Here is a 21,275-nt window from a genome sequence, read left to right as displayed (position 1 = left end):
CCGATATTGGTCAAAAATTGACTTAACATGAGCTGTTTATGTCCAGTATTTCTGCTGTTTTTTCCAGTGGCTCAGAGCGATGGAGTGGTGCGCGTGCGCGATATGCCTCACTCGGGGTGATCGCCATCGTTTTGTGCGTGCTCTCGCTGTTCGGGCAGTTGCCGCGGCCTTGGAACGTCATGGCCGCAACGATCGGGGTTTCCTTTCTGTCGGTCGGAACTCTTGAGATCGCGCGCGCTTGGTTTTCACGCCGATCGGAACTGCAGGCGCTTACATATCTTTCAACATACCTGAATCATCAGGGCGCGACCTGCTTGGTGGCAGATGCAACCGGACGCGTCCTGATCGCTAATGAATGTGCTGCGGCGCGTTATAAGGCAGCCGCAGGCAATCGTTTGGAAGACTGCCTACGATCTGCTGTGGCCAACCCAGCAGCTGTTTTGCTCAGCCTTCAAACTCTCGCCAAGGCAAAGGGGTTCGCGCGGAGAGAAATCGTTACACGTGGGCAATCGGTATCGATTGAGGTGTCGATGTTGAACGAAGATCGGTTTTGCTGGCGCATCTCACTGGGTGCTGGCAGCTTCTGGAATGATCTTGAGGTTCCGATCATGACCGTAGGACGCGACAATGTCGTGCTGGACCTGAACAAAAGCGCAGTTGATTTGCTAGGCAAATCTCCCGCTACGGCTGATCAGGTGCTTTCCAACGACGGTCGCGATGGCATCCAACAGATGGAGACGGAGAGTGGAAAAAGACGCGTGATTGTCGCAACTCTGCGGAAGAGAGAGTCATCCCGTGAACTTCTGATGATACCACTTGAAAATGCAGAGCCTGCATCCGATCTGGCTTCGTTCGCTGATCTGCCTGTTCCAATCATGCGGCTGGCTCCCGAAGGGCAGATCCTTGAGGCCAACCCTCTTGCACGCCAATTGATCGGCGAGATTAGGCCGGGATGCGCCAATCTTGAGGCAATGATGCAGGGGCTGGGATATCCAATCCGGGATTGGCTGACCCGCACGATGGAGCAGGATGCTGGGCCGCGCTCCGAATTCCTGCGTCTGACGCGGCGAGACAGAGAGGTTTTCGTGCAAGTCACGCTCTCGCGAATACAGCGTGAAGGGCAGGCTGGTCTGATTGCTGTCCTGAATGATGCGACCGAGCTCAAGACGCTTGAAGCGCAGTTTGTGCAAGGACAGAAGATGCAGGCGGTGGGGCAGCTTGCTGGCGGCGTTGCGCATGACTTTAACAACCTTCTGACTGCGATTTCAGGTCATTGCGACCTGTTGCTGTTACGTCATGATCAGAATGATCCGAACTATGGTGACCTGGTGCAGATCAACCAGAATGCCAACCGCGCGGCGGCTCTGGTCAGCCAGTTACTGGCGTTTTCGCGTAAACAAACCTTGCGTCCCGAGACGCTGGATTTGCGTGACACAATCTCGGATCTGATCCACTTGCTGAACCGGCTGGTGGGTGAGAAAGTGAGGCTGACACTCAGCCATGACCCTGTTCTGAAACCCGTATGTGCAGACAAGCGTCAGCTTGAGCAGGTACTGATGAATCTCGTGGTGAATGCGCGGGATGCGATGCCGGAAGGTGGAGAGATTCGGATCGAGACCGAAGTCTTATCTCTGGACCGGCCCTTTACGCGTGACCGGGCAACCGTCCAGCCCGGAGAATATGTCACGGTCAAGGTGATCGACAGTGGTGTGGGAATACCCGCGGACAAGCTGCAAAAAGTGTTCGAACCTTTCTACACGACCAAACGCACAGGCGAAGGTACGGGGCTTGGCCTATCCACTGTATATGGGATTGTGAAGCAAACCGGAGGATTCATTTTCGTCGACAGCGTGCGGGGAAAAGGCACCGAATTTACTGTCCTATTGCCGGTGGCGGCTGCGATTGAAGCCACTGAGCCTGAGGTGCCCATCGTTCAGGAAGAACAAGTCGCACGGCAGGGCGAAGGTGTGGTTCTGCTGGTCGAAGACGAAGCGCCGGTTCGGGCCTTTGCAACGCGGGCTTTGCGGCTGAAAGGCTATACGGTGCTCGAAGCGGAATCAGCCGAGGACGCGCTGCATCTTCTCGAAGACCCCGATTTGTCTGTGGATGTTTTTGTCACCGATGTGGTCATGCCGGGCATGGACGGTCCGACCTGGGTACGCGAAGCCCGACAGTCGCGCCCGGATGTCAAAGTTGTCTTTATGTCTGGCTACACCGAAGGGGCCTTTGGCGAATCCGGGCCTGAAATCGAGAACTCGACCTTCCTACCCAAACCTTTCTCACTCACGCAGTTGACCGAGGCTGTGTTCCAACAGCTGAGTTAACGCGCAGATTGATGCAGGGTGAATTCAGCCGCGTTTAACGATCGAAAGCGCTGTTCAGTTTGCGCTGACATATCTAACGGTCGGTCTGGTGAGACATTCTCGGATGTCAGATGGATTTCGCAGTCCAGACGATCCTGGAGAAACGCCAGTATCTGGTCCTGATTCTCGTATTTGAATAGATGAGTGACCCCGGCACCGTTACTGCGCGGTCTGAAAAAATCGGATTGGCATCCGACATCCGCAAATGCCGGGCGTGGCGTGTTCATATAGGCGTTGAGGAATTCGTCGAAACTCAGACTTTGCGTTGAATAAGGGTGTCCCGCGCGCTCGGACCGGGTGCGGTACCGATACCAACTGCCCAGCCAATCGATGGGCTCGCGGACCACAGCCATCACCTCCATCTCGGTGTCGAACATCTTGCGGAACATTGTTTGAAAGAACCGGTCAAAGCGGCGCATGTTCGCGTGTTTCAGATCCGTCGGACCAGAGACGACGATATCGGCCCGGTCGCGTAATGCGGTCTGATAGGCGGTGCTGCCGGTTTTGGGAACGGATAAAAGCGCCAGACGCTCTTTGTAAAACACAAGCATTTATCTTTTCTCTTCAACGCTTTTCGTGTCGCAGATTGTCGTAAACGACTCTTTAACACAATTGCTCAACAGTGGGTTTCATAAGTTTTAGTTGAAATGTTCTCTTTTTGGTCCCATAAGGAACAAGAGGCGAACAAAGCAGCGATTGCCGCCCGTCAAAGGGTGTGACAAAAGGGATAGTGACAGGACAATGGCGGATCTTCTGACAATGAGCGACAAGAAAAACGCAGACAAGCAAAAGGCGCTCGACAGCGCGCTGGCGCAGATCGAACGGCAGTTCGGCAAGGGCTCGATCATGAAGCTTGGCGAGGATGCCAAGCAGGATATCGATGCAAGCTCGACCGGCTCGCTGGGGTTGGATATTGCGCTGGGAATCGGTGGTTTGCCGATGGGGCGAATTGTTGAGATTTACGGACCCGAAAGCTCGGGTAAGACAACGCTGACATTGCATTGCATTGCAGAACAGCAGAAACGCGGTGGTGTTTGTGCCTTCGTCGATGCGGAACACGCGCTGGACCCGCAATATGCACGCAAGCTGGGCGTTGATTTGGATGAGTTGCTGATCTCGCAACCCGATACCGGCGAACAGGCGTTGGAGATCACCGATACGCTGGTGCGGTCGGGCGCGGTAAACATGGTCGTGGTCGACTCGGTGGCGGCGCTGACGCCGAAATCTGAGCTTGAAGGCGATATGGGTGACAGCAATGTGGGTGTTCAAGCTCGTCTGATGAGCCAGGCGATGCGGAAACTCACCGGCTCGATCAGCCGCTCGAACTGCATGGTGATCTTCATCAACCAGATTCGGATGAAGATCGGTGTAATGTTCGGCAGCCCGGAGACCACCACCGGCGGTAATGCTCTGAAATTCTACAGCTCGGTCCGTCTGGATATCCGCCGCATCGGTGCGATCAAGGATCGTGACGAAGTGGTCGGCAACCAGACCCGCGTGAAAGTCGTCAAGAACAAGGTCGCGCCGCCGTTCAAGCAGGTTGAATTCGACATCATGTATGGCGAAGGCATCAGCAAGATGGGCGAACTGCTGGATCTGGGCGTCAAGGCCGGTGTGGTCGAGAAATCGGGTTCGTGGTTCAGCTATGGGGATGAGCGGATCGGGCAGGGGCGTGAGAATGCCAAGCAGTATCTGCGCGACAACACCCGAGCTGCGCTGGAGATTGAGGACAAGATTCGTGCAGCCCACGGTCTGGATTTCGAGATGCCGCCCGAAGCGGAAGAGGATGATATCCTCGAGGCATAAGAAACGCTGACGGGAACAGTAGAAATCCCCCGGCACCCCGATGGTGCCGAGAATACCTTGAACAGGGCGGTCCATCGGGGCCGCCTTGTTTCGTTTCGGGGTAGCCAATGCTGTGGACACTCCCGAGGTGGGGGGCTAAACCTTCGCAGACCCTAGTGAATGCGCGTCGAGAGAGCCCAAATGCCCACGCTGAACGATATCCGATCAACCTTTCTGAACTACTTCGCCAAGCAAGGCCATGAAGTTGTGGCGTCCAGCCCGCTTGTCCCGCGCAATGACCCGACGCTGATGTTCGTGAACTCGGGCATGGTGCAGTTCAAGAACCTGTTTACTGGCCTCGAGACTCGGGACTATAGCCGCGCAACCACGGCGCAGAAATGCGTGCGCGCCGGTGGTAAGCACAACGATTTGGACAATGTGGGTTATACTGCGCGTCACCATACGTTCTTTGAAATGCTGGGGAATTTCTCGTTCGGGGATTACTTCAAGCACGATGCCATCCCGTTTGCCTGGGAGTTGATCACCAAGGAATTCGGCATCGATAAGAACCGTCTGCTGACAACAGTCTATCACACCGATGATGAGGCGTTTGAAATCTGGAAGAAAGTCGGCGTGCCCGAAGACCGGATCATCCGCATCGCCACCAACGACAATTTCTGGCAGATGGGCCCGACCGGCCCCTGCGGCCCGTGCACCGAGATTTTCTATGATCACGGCGATCACATCTGGGGTGGTCCTCCGGGCTCGGCTGAAGAAGATGGCGACCGGTTCATCGAAATCTGGAACATCGTTTTCATGCAGAACGAGCAGTTCGAGGACGGCTCGATGGTGGAACTCGACATGCAGTCCATCGACACCGGCATGGGGTTGGAGCGGATCGGTGCGTTGCTGCAAGGCAGCCACGACAACTATGACACAGATCTGTTCAAAACGCTGATTGAGGCGTCAGCAGATGCCACCGGCGTTGACCCTTATGGAGATCAGAACGTGCATCATCGGGTGATCGCGGATCACCTGCGCTCGACCTCGTTCCTGATTGCGGATGGGGTGATGCCCAGCAACGACGGGCGGGGTTACGTGTTGCGTCGGATCATGCGACGGGCCATGCGTCATGCGCATCTACTGGGCGCAAAGGACCCTATCATGCACCTGCTGGTGCCGACGCTGGTGCAGCTGATGGGTGCCCAGTATTCCGAACTCGGTCAGGCTCAAGCTTTGATCGAAGAAACGCTTCTGCTTGAAGAGACGCGGTTCAAGCAAACCCTCGACCGTGGCCTCAAGCTGTTGGACGACGAGGTTGCAGGCCTGTCTGCAGGCGCAGCTTTGCCTGGTGACGCAGCCTTTAAACTCTATGACACATATGGTTTCCCGCTCGATCTGACACAGGATGCGCTGCGCGAGAAAGGCCTGACTGTTGATACCGATGGCTTTGATGCGGCGATGGCCGAGCAAAAAGCCAAGGCGCGCGCCGCTTGGGCCGGATCCGGCGAAGCAGCTGATCAGGCTGTTTGGTTCGACGTATTGGATACGGCAGGGGCCACCGATTTTCTGGGGTATGACACCGAGAAGGCCGAGGGGCAGATTGCCGCGCTGGTCGTAGATGGCGCATTGGTCGACAAGATCGAGCAGGGCGGCACTGGATGGGCCATCGTTAACCAGACGCCTTTCTATGGCGAGGCTGGTGGCCAGGTCGGGGATTCAGGTGAGATCAGACGTCTGGAAGAGCGTGAGGATATCTCTCGCGTCGAAGACACAAAGAAATTCGCCGACGGCAAAGTCTATGCGCATAAAGTCACCGTGGAACGCGGTGCGCTGTCCAAAGGCGATGCGGTCGAACTTGAGGTCGATCACGCCCGTCGCACGGCTATTCGTGCCAACCATTCGGCCACGCATCTGCTGCATGAAGCCTTGCGAGAAACGCTTGGTGATCACGTTGCGCAGCGCGGGTCGCTGAACGCGGCTGAACGTCTGCGGTTCGATTTCAGCCACTCCAAAGCTCTGACTTTAGAAGAAATTCACAAGGTCGAACGCGAGGTGAATGATTTCATCCGCCAGAATTCGGCTGTTGAAACCCGTATCATGACACCCGATGACGCGCGCGCCTTGGGTGCGCAAGCGTTGTTTGGCGAGAAATACGGCGATGAAGTACGCGTTGTTTCTATGGGCAAGGCACCCACGGGCAAAGGGCAGGATGGTGAAACCTGGTCGATTGAGCTTTGCGGGGGCACTCATGTACGTCAGACCGGTGATATCGGCACGTTCGTGGTGCTGGGTGACAGTGCCAGCAGCGCGGGTGTCCGACGGATCGAGGCTCTGACCGGTGACGAAGCGTTCAAATATCTGTCGGCGCAGGATCATCGTTTGGGGACAATTGCGTTGGAGCTGAAGGCTCAACCGGATGATGTCGTCGCGCGCGTGAAATCCCTGCTGGATGAACGTAAAGCGCTGCAGAACGAGGTAGCTCAGCTACGCCGCGATTTGGCAATGGCCGGCGGTGCAGGGCAGGGTGGTGGCGCCGATGCCCGAGAGGTGAATGGCGTTGCGTTTTTTGCCCAGTCGCTGACTGGCGTATCAGGCAAGGATTTGCCCGCGCTGATTGATGAACACAAAAGCCGTCTGGGATCGGGGGCAGTTCTGCTGATCGCGGATACGGGCGGCAAAGCGGCCGTGGCTGCGGGCGTGACCTCTGACCTGACCGACAAAGTGTCGGCGGTGGATCTGGTCAAGGCAGCAGTAACAGAACTGGGTGGCAAAGGCGGTGGCGGTCGACCTGACATGGCGCAGGGCGGGGGCAAAGATGCCTCGAACGCAGACGCAGCCATCAAAGCTGCCGAACAGGTATTGGGAGGATAAGATGCCAGCAGCACTTTGGATTGCACATGTCACGGTTACTGACGCCGACGCTTACGGGAAATACGCCGAACTCGCCGGTCCGGCCATTGCGGCGCATGGCGGGGAGTTCATTGCCCGTGCTGCCCGCTATGTGCAGTTGGAAGGGAAAGAGCGGCCTCGTAATGTGGTTGCCCGGTTTCCTTCTCTTGTGGCCGCTGTAGACTGCTATCATTCTGCCGAATACCAAAAGGCGCTCGATCATGCGCGCGGTGCCAGCGAACGAGAGTTAGTCGTGGTCGAAATCACCGATTGAGAATCACTTACCTCCGAAACCGCATGACTTTTATGTGATTGCGAAGCTCTAAGGCACGACAGCCTGATAGTGCTGTCGTGTAGTGGTGATTTATCGGATAAAAGTAATATAATACAATTGCTTGTGCGGGTGCGATTGGAGCATTCTGCCGACTGAATGTGGCGCTTGCGCCATGATCTGGTGCGGAAATGGTCACAAAAAACGACGAATTTCCGCCGCTTTTCCTCGACAAATTCTTCAATGATTGCGTGCTGCCCGCAGTTTACGGATATTTTCCCGTGAGCAGATAGGGTTCTGAGCCACGCTGATCGCTTGGATTGAACGGAACTTGAGGGACAGGCATGAAACTGGTTGGCACTATTGTAAAAGCCTTTGGCAAGCGCGCCATCAGGTTTGGTGGCCATTGCGGCTTGGCTGCTCTGGTTGGAAGCGCTCTGCTGTATGGTTCGAATGCATGGGCCCGGGACGCTGCCTTTATCCCAAGCGTTGTGACAACACCGCCGCCGTCGGGCGCGCAGCAATTGTGCAGACAATATGCCTGGGCATGTTCGTATAAGGCTGGGGCTGCGATGCCCAGCGAACAGGAAATGAAACTGGTCAAGCAGATCAATCGCCGTGTGAATGCCTCGACACGCGAAGTGACGGACCAATCCCAATACAAGACCCGCGAGCTTTGGGCGCTTCCGACCTCACTGGGCGGCGATTGCGAAGATTTTGCGCTGCTTAAGAAACGGGACCTGATCAAAGCCGGAATCGATCCACGAAAGCTGTTGATTGCGACTGTTTTGGATACGCGCAGAAATTCTCATGCAGTTCTGGTGTTTCGCTCGAGCCAGGGTGATCTGGTTTTGGATAATCTGACAAACCGGATCAAGCCATGGTCGGAAACGCGGTATCTGTTCTTGCGTATGCAAGATCCAAAGCAGCCACGTCGCTGGGTTGGAGTCTATGGACGGAGCTAGGAGCACTTTGCCCCTAGCTCAATCACCGAATACATAGCCTCTAAGCGTAGTCCAGTTTCAAGACGTTGCTTCACTAAGCCGTAGGATTATGCGTCGTTGTTTTTAGGCGGGTCCGACTTAGGCGGGTCCGACTTAGGTGGGTCCGACTTAGGCGGGTCCGACTTAGGCGGGTCCGACTTAGGCGGGTCCGACTTAGGTGGGTCCGACTTAGGTGGGTCCGACTTAGGCGGGTCTGACTCAGGATCAGGATCCGTTTCGACGTCCGGGTCACCATTGTCGTCAGGCCCGTCATCGTCGCCGAAGGTCTCATCGTCGCGACCGTCGCCGGTTCTCTTTTCAGCAAAGCCAACAGATGCGGTTGGAAGGTCGGTCAATATGGCAGCAAAAGCTGGGCAATCCAGCAAGGTTTGCTCGAGTATTGATTCAAAGTCGGCCCGTCGCTGTATGTATCTGACCATCCGAGAGCTCACGACATCGCAAGCGCAAAGGGTGGTCGAAGATACAGATTGCTTAGCCGTTTTGACGGTGCACATGTCTGAGGCCTGGGCTGCTCCGGCCGACATGAAAGGAAGTGTTGCGGAAACGAAAACAAAAGATAGCAGTTTGGATCTGATGCGCATGGCGCCTCTCCTTGGAACTCGTAAATTACATCAACTACATCGCGGTATACTGAAGCGATGACATACTTTGAACATAAAGTGATCGTTTTTTTGACGTTTTGACAAGGGGAAGGCAGGGTGGTCTCGCTCCTTGACAGAAATGCGGTTCTGAAAATTGATTAAAAATCAAATAGAAAGCCCGCCAATGAGGCGGGTCTTCGTTTTTCGTAGACGTCTCGATATGACGCAAAATTGCCACGATTGTATCATTGTTTCCAATCTGTGAACAAGATTACTGCGCTGTCACGCGGATTTGGACATCCTCTTGCGTTCGTGCGGATCAAGGTAACGTTTGCGCAGACGAATGGCGTTCGGTGTCACCTCGACCAGTTCGTCATCATCAATATAGGCGATGGCCTCCTCCAGCGAAAACTGAACATGCGGAGTGAGGCGAACCGCATCGTCCGAGCCACTGGCGCGCACATTGGTCAGCTTTTTGCCCTTCAGCGGGTTTACCTCAAGATCGTTGTCGCGCGAATGCTCACCGATCACCATGCCCTGATAGACATCAGTCTGCGGTCCGACAAACATGCGGCCCCGCTCTTCAAGGTTCCAAAGGGCGTAGGCGACCGCCTGACCGTTCTCCATTGAGATCAAAACACCCGCGCGACGGCCTGGGATCGGGCCTTTGTGCGCCGCCCAACCGTGAAACACGCGGTTCAGAACACCCGTACCGCGGGTATCGGTCAGGAACTCTCCGTGATAACCGATCAGGCCGCGCGACGGGACGTGGGCGATAATGCGGGTCTTGCCTGCGCCTGCGGGGCGCATCTCGGCCAGTTCACCTTTGCGCGCACCTGTGATCTTTTCAATGACCGAACCGGAATATTCGTCATCCACGTCGATCGTGACTTCCTCGATGGGCTCCAATCGCTGGCCATCTTCTTCGCGAAACAGAACTTGCGGGCGTGATATGCTGAGTTCGAACCCCTCGCGGCGCATGTTTTCGATCAGAACACCCATTTGGAGTTCGCCGCGGCCGGCAACCTCGAAGGCTTCGCCGCCGGGGGTGTCTGTGATGCGAATGGCAACGTTCGATTCAGCTTCTTTCTTCAGGCGGTCGCGGATTACTCGAGACTGAACTTTCTTGCCGTCGCGACCGGCCAGCGGAGAATCGTTGATGCCGAATGTCACCGTGATGGTCGGCGGATCGATGGGTTGCGCGGGCAGGGCCTCTTCAACCTGTGGAGAGACGAGCGAGTCTGCCACGGTGGCTTTGCTCATACCTGCGATGGTGACGATGTCACCGGCTTCTGCGACGTCGATCGGCTGCTGTGCCAGACCACGGAACGCCAGGATTTTCGAAGCACGGAAATTCTCGATCAGAGTTCCGTCACGGCTGAGCGCTTTGAGGCTGTCGCCCGCTTTCAATGTACCGCTCTCGACGCGACCGGTGAGGATGCGGCCGATGAACGGGTCGCTGCCCAATGTAGTGGCCAGCATCCGGAACGGTTCGCTTTTTTGCTCGATCTGTTTCGGGGCAGGGACGTGGTCGACGATCAGATCGAACAGTGCAGTCAGATCCTCGCGTGGACCGTCCAGTTCCATATCTGCCCAGCCCGAGCGACCTGAGGCGTACATCGCAGGAAAATCCAGCTGATCATCGTCAGCACCGAGATTGGCGAAGAGGTCAAAGCACTCATCCAATGCGCGGTCGGGCTCGGCATCTGGTTTGTCGACCTTGTTCAGCACTACAATCGGGCGCAGGCCCAGAGCCAGTGCCTTGGAGGTTACGAACTTGGTCTGGGGCATCGGGCCTTCGGCGGCATCAACCAGCAGGACAACACCATCAACCATGCTGAGGATACGCTCGACCTCTCCACCGAAATCGGCGTGACCGGGCGTGTCAACGATGTTGATGCGCGTGTCTTTCCACTCGACTGACGTCGCCTTGGCCAGAATAGTGATGCCGCGTTCGCGTTCCAGGTCATTGCTGTCCATGGCGCGCTCGGCCACGGCCTGATTTTCCCGGAACGCGCCGGATTGTTTGAGTAGCTCATCCACCAGAGTCGTCTTGCCGTGGTCCACGTGAGCGATGATTGCGATGTTGCGCAGGTCCATGAGAGGTCAGCCTTTGAACGGGAAGTTGCCCGGCGCATAACGTGGTGCGGAGAAATATGCCAGCCCTAACCGGCGGTCAGTGACTGGCTGCGGCAGAAAACAGGCAGATGATCAGGATACCGCCCAGTATCATAGCCAGCCCAATGATTATGGGCCAGTTCAGCCGTCGGCTGTGAAGACAAGAAACGCGATCGGTGTGGTCAGGATGGTTCCGAGTCCGGCACGGATCGTACAGAAAATGTTAACCGGGATGACCGTCCGCACGAGGACAAGTCGATCCAAGGTGGGGTTTACCAAAGGTAAGGGAAACCCGACTATTCCGAAAGATACCTATCGTGTTAAGTACAACATGGTTTTTAGTGAATTTTTAACGAGTTTGGTAATATGACGACTTTTGCAAAATCTGTCATTATCGTTTCGGTATTGATTGTGGCGCTGGGGTGGCTTGCAGACGGGGGGTCCGTCGACATTGATGCAGCCCAGAATGTTGAGCGGTTAACGGGTATTCCAGTTTAAGCGCCCATCGAACGATAGTAGAGAAAAGGAGCCCTCGGGCTCCTTTTTTCGTTTCAAAGCATGGGCCAGGAAATCTGGTCACTGCTTTTCAATTGCTTTGAGCTTCGAGCGATGTTGCGACAGTCTTTTCACAACAAACTGCCGCGCTTTGCGCTCGGCCAATCGAACGCGGATTTCGGTCAGAAACGCCTCTTCCAGTGATTGTGAGGCGGCCCCGAGAACCTCGCCGACCTCAACAAAGAAGCGCTCATCTCCTGTTTCATCCATGACCTTCATCGTGTCCTCGGCCAGCTTGGCGGCCAGGGTATTGATGGTGTCAGACATCAGCGCGTGTTCTCGGTCAGGCGACGTTTCACGTAGTCGGTCACGTCGGTCATCAACGTATCCATGTGACGGTCCTGGAAGAAGTGATCCGCACCTTCGACCTCATGATGGGTGATGGTGATCCCTTTCTGCTCGTGCAGCTTGCCCACCAGCGAAGTGGTGTCTGCTGGCGGCGCCACACGGTCAGCCGAGCCATTGATGATCAGGCCCGAAGACGGGCAGGGTGCCAGGAACGAGAAGTCATACATATTTGCAGGCGGCGATACGCTGATGAAGCCGGTGATTTCGGGACGGCGCATCAGCAGCTGCATCCCGATCCAGGCCCCGAATGAGAAACCGGCAACCCAGCAGTGCTTCGAGTTGTTGTTCATCGACTGCAGGTAATCCAGCGCCGAGGCTGCATCGCTCAGTTCACCAACGCCCTGATCGTATTCGCCCTGGCTGCGGCCCACGCCGCGGAAGTTAAAGCGAAGCACGGTGAAGCCCATGTTGTAGAAGGCATAATGCAGGTTATAGACAACCTTATTGTTCATCGTCCCGCCGAACTGAGGATGCGGGTGCAACACGATGGCGATCGGTGCGTCTTTTTCCTTTTGCGGGTGGTAGCGGCCTTCCAGGCGTCCTTCGGGTCCGGGAAAAATCACCTCGGGCATATGTGCTTTTGTCCTGTTTTTTACCGTAGCGGCCCCGAGACTATCTTGACGGTAATTCTCGGGTACTTTAGAACGGTTCTAATTACATCATTGTCGCGTCATAACGCTGCCAGTGGGAGATACGCATTGGCTGCACCGACGTCAATGTTTTCGCGCGGTTCTTGCCGAGAGGGAATGAAATGAAGCTGTCGACCAAAGGCCGCTACGCGATGGTTGCGCTGGCCGATATCGCTTTGCAGTCGCCCGATAAGCTTGTGACGCTTGGCGAGATTTCCGAACGTCAGGATATCTCGCTTCCCTATCTTGAGCAGTTGTTCGTCAAGCTGCGACGGGCCGAACTGGTCAGTTCCGTACGCGGTCCGGGTGGTGGATACCGTCTGGCGCGCCCGGCATCTGATATTCGGGTGGTCGAAGTTTTGGCAGCCGTGGATGAGACCGTGGATGCGATGCACAAAGGAGCAGGGGCATCGGGCGGGTCTTCGGGCAGCCGTGCGCAGTCGCTGACCAACCGGTTGTGGGAAAGCCTCAGCGCGAATGTCTATGTTTTTCTGCACCAGACACGCCTGTCCGACGTGATCCGGAATGACCTTGCGCCCTGTCCAGCAGTGCCGAGCCTGTTCGCGGTCGTGGACGACTGATCCGATGCGACTTATGCCTATGTGCCCCACGCTGACACCAGAAAAGATGTATCCATGAAACGTGTTTATCTGGATCACAATGCCACAACGCCCCTGCGCCCAGAGGCACGCGCAGCCATGGCGGCGGCGATGGATGTGATGGGGAATCCGTCGTCTGTGCACGCAGAAGGGCGTGCAGCAAAGGCAGTAGTGGAACGTGCGCGGGCACAGGTCGCAGAGGCGGTGGGCTGCCGTCCAGAAGAAGTCATCTTTACCTCTGGCGCTACTGAGGCCGCACGGGTTCTGGAAAATCGCCCCGAGGATTGCGATGTGTTCGTCGAGACCACCGCGCATGATGCGCTCTGGTCGCATATCGATCTGTCCAACTGTGAGCAACGACCCTTTGGCCCCGGCCATACATTGGCAATGGGCCTTGCGAACTCTGAGACCGGGATTATTTCGCAAACCCCAGAAAGGGTAGAAAATCAGTGGCCTTATGGCGCACGGCGCGCGGATTGGTTGTTGCTGGACGTGACACAGGCCATTGGGCGCATTCCCTTTTCTTTCGCCTGGAGCGGGGCGGATATGGCTGTCCTCTCAGCGCACAAGATCGGCGGGCCAAAGGGTGTTGGTGCTCTGATTCTGAGGCAAGGGCTGGATATCGCGCCCTTGGCCAGCGGCGGCGGTCAGGAGATGGGACGTAGGTCCGGCACGGAAAATGTGATTGGTATAGCAGGTTTAGGCGCGGCTATTGAGGCATCAATGCGCGATCTGGCTGATGGTGTTTGGTCAAAAGTCGGAGAACTTAGAAATATTCTAGAAAACGCTCTTGAGGCTAACTCTAAAGCTACTATTTTTGTCGGGAAAGATCAGGAGCGACTCCCGAATACCATGTGTTTTGCGACGCCCGGCTGGAAGGGCGAAACACAGGTCATGCAGATGGATTTGTCAGGCTTCGCTATCAGTGCGGGTTCGGCCTGTTCAAGTGGCAAGGTCAAGACAAGTCGGGTCCTGACTGCAATGGGTTTTGATGAGACGGTTGCATCGAGCGCGATCCGCGTTTCGCTGGGGCCTGAGACGACGAAAGAAGAAGTGCTGCGTTTCGCGGAAGCGTGGCTCGAAAAAGAGAAAAAGCATCGCGCGCGTGCCGCGTGATCAGACGGAGGGTGTCACATGGCCGCTTTGGACCAGACCCAGGTAAAAGAGGGTGTCGATCAGGAAACCGTGGATGCGGTTCGCGAGGTCAGCACTTATAAATACGGCTGGGAAACCGATATCGAGATGGAATACGCGCCAAAAGGCGTGAACCCCGATATTGTCCGTTTGATCTCGGAGAAGAATGAAGAGCCGGAATGGATGACCGAATGGCGTCTGGCCGCGTTCGAGCGTTGGACCCAGATGGAAGAGCCCAAATGGGCGATGGTCAGCTATCCTGAAATCGATTTTCAGAACCAGTATTATTATGCCCGTCCAAAATCGATGGAAGAAAAGCCCAAATCGCTGGATGAGGTCGATCCCAAGCTGTTGGCCACTTACGAAAAGCTGGGTATCCCACTGAAAGAACAGATGATTCTGGCGGGCGTCGAAGGCGCTGAAGATGCTCCGGCAGAAGGCCGCAAGGTTGCAGTTGATGCTGTGTTCGACTCGGTCTCAGTCGGAACCACCTTTCAGGCCGAGCTGAAAAAGGCTGGCGTGATCTTCTGTTCGATCTCTGAAGCGATCAAAGAACATCCTGAACTGGTCAAAAAGTATCTGGGATCAGTCGTACCAGTTTCAGACAATTTCTACGCGACGCTGAACTCGGCCGTGTTCTCGGACGGCTCGTTCGTCTACGTGCCACCGGGCGTGCGCTGTCCGATGGAGTTGAGCACCTATTTCCGCATCAACGCCGAGAACACGGGTCAGTTTGAGCGCACGTTGATCATCGCTGACAAGGGCTCTTACGTGTCGTATCTGGAAGGCTGTACGGCGCCGCAGCGCGACACGGCACAGCTGCACGCGGCGGTGGTTGAGATCATCATCGAAGAAGATGCCGAGGTGAAATACTCGACCGTTCAGAACTGGTTCCCGGGGGATGAGAACGGCAAGGGCGGCATTTATAATTTCGTGACCAAGCGCGCTGATTGCCGTGGGGATCGTTCCAAGGTGATGTGGACACAAGTGGAAACTGGTTCTGCCGTAACCTGGAAATACCCGTCATGCATCTTGCGTGGTGACGACAGCCAGGGTGAGTTTTACTCGATCGCGATTGCCAACAACTATCAGCAGGCTGATACCGGCACGAAGATGGTGCATTTGGGCAAGAACACCAAATCGCGCATCGTGTCGAAGGGGATTAGCGCTGGTAAGGCGCAGAACACCTATCGCGGTCTGGTCTCGATGCACCCCAAGGCCAAGGACAGCCGCAACTACACCCAGTGTGACTCGCTGCTGATCGGAGATAAGTGCGGCGCGCACACGGTTCCGTATATCGAGGTCAGGAACAACTCCAGCCGCGTTGAGCACGAGGCGACAACCTCCAAGGTGGACGACGATCAGCTGTTCTACTGCCGTCAGCGCGGTATGGACGAGGAAGAAGCCGTGGCTTTGGTTGTGAACGGGTTCTGTAAGGACGTACTGCAAGCGCTGCCGATGGAGTTCGCGATGGAAGCGCAGCAGCTGGTGGCGATCAGCCTTGAAGGCTCGGTCGGCTAACCGAAAATGCAGGTCACGTCGTTCATAACTGGTGATGCTGAACGTATCGCGGGTGGCTACGGTGGGGCGTCTATGGGACGCTCTGCTATCACTTCTCCGTTTCGCGCGGAGATTGTGAATTGCCCCTCTCGACTCTGCTTGGTAAGCAAATGCAAAGTTATTGATTTTGTGATTGCCAAGAACGCCAATGAGCGAAAAACAAGCAACAAGTTTTCAGGATCGTGTAGAGCGTATCAATACGCGGGCGCAGGAAGCAAAGAAACATGCTCCGAAGCGGAAAGGCGACACGATCTGGACACGCCTTGCCTATCCGGCAGCGTTCATCGGAGCGTTTGCTCTGGGCGTCGGCGCGTTCTTTTTCTCGCGATTTCTGCAACTAAAGCTGGCAGGGTTGCCCGGCGAAGCCAAGGGAAGCGGGCAGGATTTCATCGGTTTGGCCCTCGCAGGTGGCGTCGTGTTCCTGATCTCATTCTTGCTAAAGAACAATCAGAAGGAATTCGCCACAATGAGCGCGTTTGCGATGATTGTGACCACCTTCACGTTTCACAACGCGGTTTGGGCGTACCCCGACGCATTCGAAGTGGTTTACGGCCCGGAATGGGTCGAATTCGTACAGCAACAGACCGAGCCGCGCAGTCTCCAGGTGTTCCACATCGCAATCGAGTTCGACTGAGTGGTTTCTCGCGCCCTGTTATTGCGCGCGACTTTCAATCGAACCCTAACATCAACACGAAACACTCGATCGACGTATGCGCAACGGATTGCGCCTTTCTTTTCGTGCCCGCAACGTATGCGGCTGAGGCCACGTCGATCTCCAAGAACAAACCCATCGATCCGATGGGCACGCTATTTACGAGGTAAATCATGCTTGAAATCAAGAACCTGCACGTGAAACTTGAAGAAGAGGATAAAACGATCCTCAAGGGCGTTGATCTGACGGTTGAGGCCGGCAAGGTGCATGCGATCATGGGGCCAAACGGTTCGGGTAAGTCGACACTCAGCTACGTCTTGTCGGGTCGTGATGGCTATGAGGTGACCGATGGTACGGCCACTCTCGAAGGCGAAGACCTGCTTGAGATGGAACCGGAAGAGCGCGCAGCTGCGGGGATCTTCTTGGCGTTCCAATACCCGGTCGAAATTCCGGGTGTAGGTAATATGACGTTCCTGCGCACCGCGGTAAACGCTCAACGCAAAGCGCGCGGGCAGGAGGAACTGTCGGCAACCGATTTCCTGAAAGAGGTGCGGGCTAAGGCGAAGGCTCTGAAGATCGACGCGGATATGTTGAAGCGCCCAGTGAATGTGGGCTTCTCGGGCGGCGAGAAAAAGCGCAACGAAATTCTGCAGATGGCAATGCTCGAACCCAAGATGTGCATCCTGGATGAGACGGACTCGGGTCTGGATGTGGATGCCATGAAGCTGGTGTCCGAGGGCGTAAACGCGCTGCGTGACGAAGGGCGCGGGTTCCTTGTGATTACACACTATCAGCGGCTGCTGGATCACATCAAACCCGACGTGGTGCACATCATGGCCGATGGCCGCATCGTGAAATCCGGCGGTCCCGAACTGGCGCTGGAAGTTGAGAACAACGGCTATGCCGACATTCTGGCCGAGGTGAACTGATGGCTTTGCCCCAAGCAAAACAGACGGCAACCGAGGAACGGCTGGCTGCGATGGCCATGCCGGACGCCGGGTGTACCCGCAAAGCGCGCGAAGCCGCATTGGCGCGTGTTCGCGAAATGGGTCTGCCTGGGCGCCGGGATGAGTATTGGAAATACACCCGACCGGACACTCTGACCTCTGCCGAGGCCGTCCCGGCGGCACTGTTCCACACCGACGAACCCATGATGTTCCATGAGTTCGACCGCCTGAAGATCGTTTTTGTCGATGGCGTGTTCAGCCCCGAAGAATCGGACGACCTGTCGCTGGAAGGCGTCTCAATCGACCGGTTGGAGGATATCTGCTGCAAAGACATCCATTGGGCAAAAGAGCTGTATGGCGTTCTTGAAACCCGTGGTCAGAACCCGGTTCAGCGACCTCTGGCGGCCTTGAATACGGCCTTCGCCTCAGATGGTGTGGCTATTCATGTCACGGGCAAGCCGTCTAAGCCGATCAGCCTGATTTATCGTCATGCGTCCGAGACTTCGGATGCCATTCTGCACCATATCGTGCGGGTTGAGAGTGACGCCGAGGTGACGATCCTGGAAAATGGCCCGGCAGCCTCGCGTTTCAACAAGTGCATAGAAATCGACATTGCGGATCGCGGAACCTTGCATCATGTGCGTGCGCAGGGCCGTGATCATCAGCGCCGCGCGGCCACCCATATGTTCACGCGAATGGGGCACGAGTCTGTCTATAAGTCGTTCACATTGACCGTGAATGGCGTGCTCACCCGTAATGAGCAGGTTGTCGAACTGACCGGAGATGACGCCGTGGCGCATGTCGCTGGCGCATGTGTAGGTGACGGGGATTTCCATCACGATGACACGGTGTTCATCACCCATGATGCGGTGAACTGCGAAAGCCGTCAGGTGTTCAAGAAAGTGCTGCGTAACGGCGCAACGGGCGTATTTCAGGGTAAAATTCTGGTCAAGGAGGGCGCGCAGAAGACGGATGGCTATCAGATCAGTCAATCCTTACTGCTGGACGATGACAGCCAGTTTCTGGCCAAGCCCGAGCTTGAGATCTATGCCGATGACGTGGCCTGCTCGCACGGCTCGACCTCAGGTGCCATTGACGAAACGGCGCTGTTCTATTTGCGGTCGCGCGGCGTACCGGTCAATGATGCAACCGATATGCTGACACTGGCCTTCCTTGCAGAAGCCGTGGAAGAGATCGAGGACGAAGCGCTGGCCGATGTGATCGTCGAACGCCTTGAAAGCTGGTTGGCGCGCCGAAACTGATGCCGGTCACAACCGATATCGTGGCCACGTATCGCGGACCGGGGCGCGTTGTGCGTCGCCTGTTGGATATGGGGCCACGGGAAGATCGAGCGCTGGCGTTTGTCATGGCCTTTTGTGTGGTTGGCTTTATCGCTCAATTACCCAGCCTTGCGCGTAAGGCGCATCTGGAAGGGTCCGAGTTGAATATGCTGATGGGCGGAGCTTTGCTGGGCTCTGTCTTTATTCTACCGCTGATCTTCTACGGTCTGGCCTGGCTGTCTCATTTGGTTGCACGGGCTATCGGAGGCAAGGGTACTAGCTATGGCGCGCGTCTTGCGCTGTTCTGGGCGCTGCTGGCCTCGGCACCGCTGGTGCTGCTCAATGGCCTGGTGGCCGGGTTTATCGGCCCGGGGCCTGCGCAGTCTTTGATTGGTCTGTTGTGGGTTGCAGTTTTCGTCTGGTTCTGGTTCTCGGGGCTGAGGCAAACGCAAAGGGCACCTGAATGAGCTCTACCACGTTGATGAATATGGTCGTTCTGACCCTGTCGAACCCTGCCGAGGCCGCACGTCGTCTGATGGCGATGCGGTTTGGTCGTGACGTGTTGTGGCTGGCGTTCTTTTTGGCGGTGATTCTGAACGGGATTGTACAATCTGCCTCTGGTGTCATCTTGCCCCTGATCTCGCCTGATGTGCAGCAACTGGCAGTTCCGATGGTGCAAACCCTGCTGGTATCCGCCGGGGCCATCCTGATCAGCGTAGTGACGTTTCAGCTTGTCGGGCGGATGCTGGGTGGAACCGGCGCGATAACCGAGGTCGCAACACTGGTGATATGGCTGCAGATTCTGCAGATCGCTGGCCAGGCGATTGTCCTTATTTCGGCGTCGCTCGCACCGTTTCTGTTTCTTCCTGCCAGCCTCATAATGTTGGGTCTGAGTCTGTACATCACTCTGCATTTTCTGAATGAAGCGCACCGGTTTGGCTCGCTTGGCAAATCGTTCCTGGTGATGCTCATCTCAGGTGTTCTGGCGATCCCCTTCGTTCTTTGGTTGTCCCCCGGCGGGCCTGTATAGGGAATTCCTTTCTATGTACGACGTAGAGAAAATCCGCGCTGACTTTCCGATCCTGTCACGAGAGGTGAATGGTAAGCCGTTGACCTATCTGGATAACGGTGCCTCTGCGCAGAAACCTCAGGTGGTGATCGACGCGGTTGCGCAAGCCTATGCGCATGAATATTCGAATGTGCATCGTGGACTTCACTACCTGTCGAATCTCGCGACCGAGAAATACGAAGCCGTGCGCGGCACAGTCGCGCGCTTTCTGGGTGTTTCTGATGAGAATGAGATCGTACTGAACTCCGGCACGACCGAAGGAATCAATCTGGTCGCCTATGGCTGGGCAATGCCGCGCCTTGAGGCGGGGGATGAGATCGTCCTGAGCGTCATGGAGCACCACGCAAATATCGTACCTTGGCATTTCCTACGCGAACGTCAGGGCGTCGTCCTGAAATGGGTTGATGTCGACGCTGCGGGCAATCTGGATCCGCAAGCAGTCATCGATGCGATCGGCCCCAAGACCAAGCTGGTTGCGGTCACCCATTGCTCGAACGTGTTGGGCACAGTGGTGGATGTTAAAACCATCACGCAAGCCGCTCACGCCAAGGGTGTGCCGGTTCTAGTCGATGGCAGTCAGGGGGCCGTGCACATGCCGGTCAATGTCGAAGATATCGGCTGCGATTTCTACGCGATCACTGGCCACAAGCTCTATGGCCCTTCGGGGTCGGGCGCGATCTTCATCAAGTCCGAACGTATGGCCGAAATTCGCCCCTTCATCGGTGGCGGGGACATGATCAAAGAGGTTTCGAAAGATCAGGTGACCTATAACGATCCGCCTATGAAGTTTGAGGCAGGAACCCCCGGGATCGTTCAAACCATCGGGTTGGGTGTGGCGCTGGACTACATGATGGATCTGGGCATGGAGAGTATTGCCGCCCATGAGGCAAGTCTGCGCGACTATGCCATGCAGCGCCTGACCGGATTAAACTGGTTGCAGGTGCAGGGTAAGACCGCCGACAAGGCCGCAATCTTCAGCTTCACGCTGGATGGGGCAGGGCACGCGCATGATGTTTCGACCATTCTGGACAAGAAAGGCGTTGCTGTGCGTGCAGGCCATCATTGTGCCGGACCTCTGATGGATCATTTGGGCGTCACCGCCACCTGCCGCGCCAGCTTTGGTCTCTATAACACTACGGATGAGGTTGATACGCTGATCGATGCGCTGGAACTGGCGCATGATCTGTTTGCCTGATCCGGTCGTATTTGCAGTTGCACCCGGATCGGAACGAGGGTAGCTAACGGCCAAGGCACCTGTAGCTCAGCTGGATAGAGCGCTGCCCTCCGAAGGCAGAGGCCAGAGGTTCGAATCCTCTCAGGTGCGCCACCGGGCTAAACCGGAAGCTATATTTTGAAATAAAAACAATTCATTACCGTTCTGCTGTGCAATATATCCTGCGATACACGCAGAGGTGCGACCAATGGCGATTGTCGTGAAACTGCTGCGCCAACAGCCTGAAATCGCACTACGCTCAGTGATAAACTTCA

The 21,275-nt window shown here is 56.0% G+C and carries 19 protein-coding genes, 1 tRNA gene and 1 pseudogene; 16 read left to right on the top strand and 5 right to left on the bottom strand.

From position 1 onward, the window contains the following. Nucleotides 1-38 precede the first annotated feature (38 nt). Nucleotides 39-2,324, top strand: a complete 2,286-nt coding sequence (locus tag ACR0IV_RS04505; protein ID WP_480657632.1) for an ATP-binding protein — start codon at nt 39-41, stop codon at nt 2,322-2,324. On the opposite strand, the gene ACR0IV_RS04500 is transcribed toward ACR0IV_RS04505, so the two are convergent. After that, nucleotides 2,321-2,914, bottom strand: coding sequence for a gamma-glutamyl kinase (locus tag ACR0IV_RS04500; RefSeq protein WP_480469760.1), 594 nt, complete (start codon nt 2,912-2,914; stop codon nt 2,321-2,323). The genes ACR0IV_RS04505 and ACR0IV_RS04500 overlap by 4 nt on opposite strands. Nucleotides 2,915-3,104: 190 nt before the next feature. Between ACR0IV_RS04500 and recA the strand changes: the two genes are divergently transcribed. The 4 genes from recA to ACR0IV_RS04480 all read left to right on the top strand — a co-directional run bounded on the left by recA (nt 3,105) and on the right by ACR0IV_RS04480 (nt 8,276). Continuing rightward, nucleotides 3,105-4,169 carry a recombinase RecA gene (gene recA, locus ACR0IV_RS04495; RefSeq protein ID WP_480469761.1) on the top strand — a complete coding sequence of 355 codons (1,065 nt, stop codon included), beginning with the start codon at nt 3,105-3,107 and terminating at the stop codon, nt 4,167-4,169. Nucleotides 4,170-4,349: 180 nt separating this feature from the next. Then, nucleotides 4,350-7,022 (top strand): alanine--tRNA ligase, encoded by a 2,673-nt coding sequence (gene alaS / locus ACR0IV_RS04490; protein ID WP_480657633.1) that lies wholly within the window; start codon nt 4,350-4,352, stop codon nt 7,020-7,022. 1 nt (nt 7,023) lies between these two features. Then, on the top strand, nt 7,024-7,314 hold the full coding sequence (locus tag ACR0IV_RS04485) for a DUF1330 domain-containing protein (RefSeq protein ID WP_480657635.1): 291 nt from the start codon (nt 7,024-7,026) through the stop codon (nt 7,312-7,314). A 341-nt stretch (nt 7,315-7,655) separates the two neighbouring features. Continuing rightward, the gene (locus tag ACR0IV_RS04480) at nt 7,656-8,276 is read left to right on the top strand and encodes a transglutaminase-like cysteine peptidase (protein WP_480657636.1); all 621 of its coding nucleotides are present in this window, start codon (nt 7,656-7,658) and stop codon (nt 8,274-8,276) included. 73 nt (nt 8,277-8,349) lie between these two features. Here the strand turns inward: ACR0IV_RS04480 and ACR0IV_RS04475 are convergent, their stop codons facing one another. Next, nucleotides 8,350-8,517 (bottom strand): pentapeptide repeat-containing protein, encoded by a 168-nt coding sequence (locus tag ACR0IV_RS04475; protein WP_480733882.1) that lies wholly within the window; start codon nt 8,515-8,517, stop codon nt 8,350-8,352. Between ACR0IV_RS04475 and ACR0IV_RS04470 the strand changes: the two are divergent. Next, nucleotides 8,442-8,957: pseudogene (locus tag ACR0IV_RS04470) on the top strand (hypothetical protein); the annotation flags it as partial. The gene ACR0IV_RS04475 and the pseudogene ACR0IV_RS04470 sit on opposite strands and share 76 nt — an antisense overlap. 221 nt (nt 8,958-9,178) lie before the next feature. On the opposite strand, the gene typA reads toward ACR0IV_RS04470, so the two are convergent. The 3 genes from typA to ACR0IV_RS04455 form a co-directional block, all read right to left on the bottom strand. Next, complete coding sequence (gene typA / locus ACR0IV_RS04465) at nt 9,179-10,996, bottom strand: translational GTPase TypA (protein ID WP_480657637.1); 1,818 nt, start codon at nt 10,994-10,996, stop codon at nt 9,179-9,181. 594 nt (nt 10,997-11,590) lie between these two features. Then, on the bottom strand, nt 11,591-11,836 hold the full coding sequence (locus tag ACR0IV_RS04460) for a hypothetical protein (RefSeq protein WP_480469766.1): 246 nt from the start codon (nt 11,834-11,836) through the stop codon (nt 11,591-11,593). Further along, nucleotides 11,836-12,489, bottom strand: coding sequence for an alpha/beta hydrolase (locus tag ACR0IV_RS04455; RefSeq protein ID WP_480469767.1), 654 nt, complete (start codon nt 12,487-12,489; stop codon nt 11,836-11,838). Before ACR0IV_RS04455 ends, ACR0IV_RS04460 begins: the two co-directional genes overlap by 1 nt. 179 nt (nt 12,490-12,668) lie before the next feature. On the opposite strand from ACR0IV_RS04455, the gene iscR reads away from it, so the two are divergent. The 10 genes from iscR to ACR0IV_RS04405 all read left to right on the top strand — a co-directional run bounded on the left by iscR (nt 12,669) and on the right by ACR0IV_RS04405 (nt 21,114). Then, complete coding sequence (iscR, locus tag ACR0IV_RS04450) at nt 12,669-13,127, top strand: Fe-S cluster assembly transcriptional regulator IscR (RefSeq protein ID WP_480657639.1); 459 nt, start codon at nt 12,669-12,671, stop codon at nt 13,125-13,127. A 54-nt stretch (nt 13,128-13,181) separates the two neighbouring features. Continuing rightward, entirely contained in the window at nt 13,182-14,261 is a 1,080-nt protein-coding gene (locus ACR0IV_RS04445) for a cysteine desulfurase family protein (RefSeq protein WP_480657640.1), read from the top strand. Between the two features lie 18 nt (nt 14,262-14,279). After that, nucleotides 14,280-15,800: a Fe-S cluster assembly protein SufB gene (sufB, locus tag ACR0IV_RS04440; protein ID WP_480469770.1), complete on the top strand. Its 1,521-nt coding sequence runs from the start codon at nt 14,280-14,282 to the stop codon at nt 15,798-15,800. 187 nt (nt 15,801-15,987) lie between these two features. Further along, nucleotides 15,988-16,473: a hypothetical protein gene (locus ACR0IV_RS04435; RefSeq protein WP_480657642.1), complete on the top strand. Its 486-nt coding sequence runs from the start codon at nt 15,988-15,990 to the stop codon at nt 16,471-16,473. Between the two features lie 191 nt (nt 16,474-16,664). Next, a complete protein-coding gene (gene sufC / locus ACR0IV_RS04430) occupies nt 16,665-17,420 on the top strand; it encodes a Fe-S cluster assembly ATPase SufC (RefSeq protein WP_480469772.1) in 756 nt (251 codons plus the stop codon). After that, on the top strand, nt 17,420-18,700 hold the full coding sequence (locus ACR0IV_RS04425; RefSeq protein ID WP_480657643.1) for a SufB/SufD family protein: 1,281 nt from the start codon (nt 17,420-17,422) through the stop codon (nt 18,698-18,700). Before sufC ends, ACR0IV_RS04425 begins: the two co-directional genes overlap by 1 nt. Then, a complete protein-coding gene (locus tag ACR0IV_RS04420) occupies nt 18,700-19,185 on the top strand; it encodes a YIP1 family protein (RefSeq protein ID WP_480657645.1) in 486 nt (161 codons plus the stop codon). Before ACR0IV_RS04425 ends, ACR0IV_RS04420 begins: the two co-directional genes overlap by 1 nt. Then, nucleotides 19,182-19,748 carry a Yip1 family protein gene (locus ACR0IV_RS04415; protein WP_480657647.1) on the top strand — a complete coding sequence of 189 codons (567 nt, stop codon included), beginning with the start codon at nt 19,182-19,184 and terminating at the stop codon, nt 19,746-19,748. The genes ACR0IV_RS04420 and ACR0IV_RS04415 overlap by 4 nt, the downstream gene beginning before the upstream one ends. 13 nt (nt 19,749-19,761) lie before the next feature. Then, complete coding sequence (locus ACR0IV_RS04410; protein ID WP_480657648.1) at nt 19,762-20,982, top strand: cysteine desulfurase; 1,221 nt, start codon at nt 19,762-19,764, stop codon at nt 20,980-20,982. 55 nt (nt 20,983-21,037) lie between these two features. Beyond that, nucleotides 21,038-21,114 (top strand) — tRNA-Arg (locus tag ACR0IV_RS04405). The last annotated feature ends 161 nt before the right edge of the window (nt 21,115-21,275 follow it).

This window comes from Ruegeria sp. C2 (assembly GCF_056537765.1).
Note: the sequence above shows the minus strand (reverse complement) of the source record. Positions and strands in the feature narration are given on the sequence as shown.

Coding starts and splice junctions, on each gene's coding strand:
- ACR0IV_RS04505 (WP_480657632.1), top strand. CDS start 39: ATGTCCAGTATTTCTGCTGTTTTTTCCAGTGGCTCAGAGCGATGGAGT.
- ACR0IV_RS04500 (WP_480469760.1), bottom strand. CDS start 2,914: ATGCTTGTGTTTTACAAAGAGCGTCTGGCGCTTTTATCCGTTCCCAAA.
- recA (WP_480469761.1), top strand. CDS start 3,105: ATGGCGGATCTTCTGACAATGAGCGACAAGAAAAACGCAGACAAGCAA.
- alaS (WP_480657633.1), top strand. CDS start 4,350: ATGCCCACGCTGAACGATATCCGATCAACCTTTCTGAACTACTTCGCC.
- ACR0IV_RS04485 (WP_480657635.1), top strand. CDS start 7,024: ATGCCAGCAGCACTTTGGATTGCACATGTCACGGTTACTGACGCCGAC.
- ACR0IV_RS04480 (WP_480657636.1), top strand. CDS start 7,656: ATGAAACTGGTTGGCACTATTGTAAAAGCCTTTGGCAAGCGCGCCATC.
- typA (WP_480657637.1), bottom strand. CDS start 10,996: ATGGACCTGCGCAACATCGCAATCATCGCTCACGTGGACCACGGCAAG.
- ACR0IV_RS04460 (WP_480469766.1), bottom strand. CDS start 11,836: ATGTCTGACACCATCAATACCCTGGCCGCCAAGCTGGCCGAGGACACG.
- ACR0IV_RS04455 (WP_480469767.1), bottom strand. CDS start 12,489: ATGCCCGAGGTGATTTTTCCCGGACCCGAAGGACGCCTGGAAGGCCGC.
- iscR (WP_480657639.1), top strand. CDS start 12,669: ATGAAGCTGTCGACCAAAGGCCGCTACGCGATGGTTGCGCTGGCCGAT.
- ACR0IV_RS04445 (WP_480657640.1), top strand. CDS start 13,182: ATGAAACGTGTTTATCTGGATCACAATGCCACAACGCCCCTGCGCCCA.
- sufB (WP_480469770.1), top strand. CDS start 14,280: ATGGCCGCTTTGGACCAGACCCAGGTAAAAGAGGGTGTCGATCAGGAA.
- ACR0IV_RS04435 (WP_480657642.1), top strand. CDS start 15,988: ATGAGCGAAAAACAAGCAACAAGTTTTCAGGATCGTGTAGAGCGTATC.
- sufC (WP_480469772.1), top strand. CDS start 16,665: ATGCTTGAAATCAAGAACCTGCACGTGAAACTTGAAGAAGAGGATAAA.
- ACR0IV_RS04425 (WP_480657643.1), top strand. CDS start 17,420: ATGGCTTTGCCCCAAGCAAAACAGACGGCAACCGAGGAACGGCTGGCT.
- ACR0IV_RS04420 (WP_480657645.1), top strand. CDS start 18,700: ATGCCGGTCACAACCGATATCGTGGCCACGTATCGCGGACCGGGGCGC.
- ACR0IV_RS04415 (WP_480657647.1), top strand. CDS start 19,182: ATGAGCTCTACCACGTTGATGAATATGGTCGTTCTGACCCTGTCGAAC.
- ACR0IV_RS04410 (WP_480657648.1), top strand. CDS start 19,762: ATGTACGACGTAGAGAAAATCCGCGCTGACTTTCCGATCCTGTCACGA.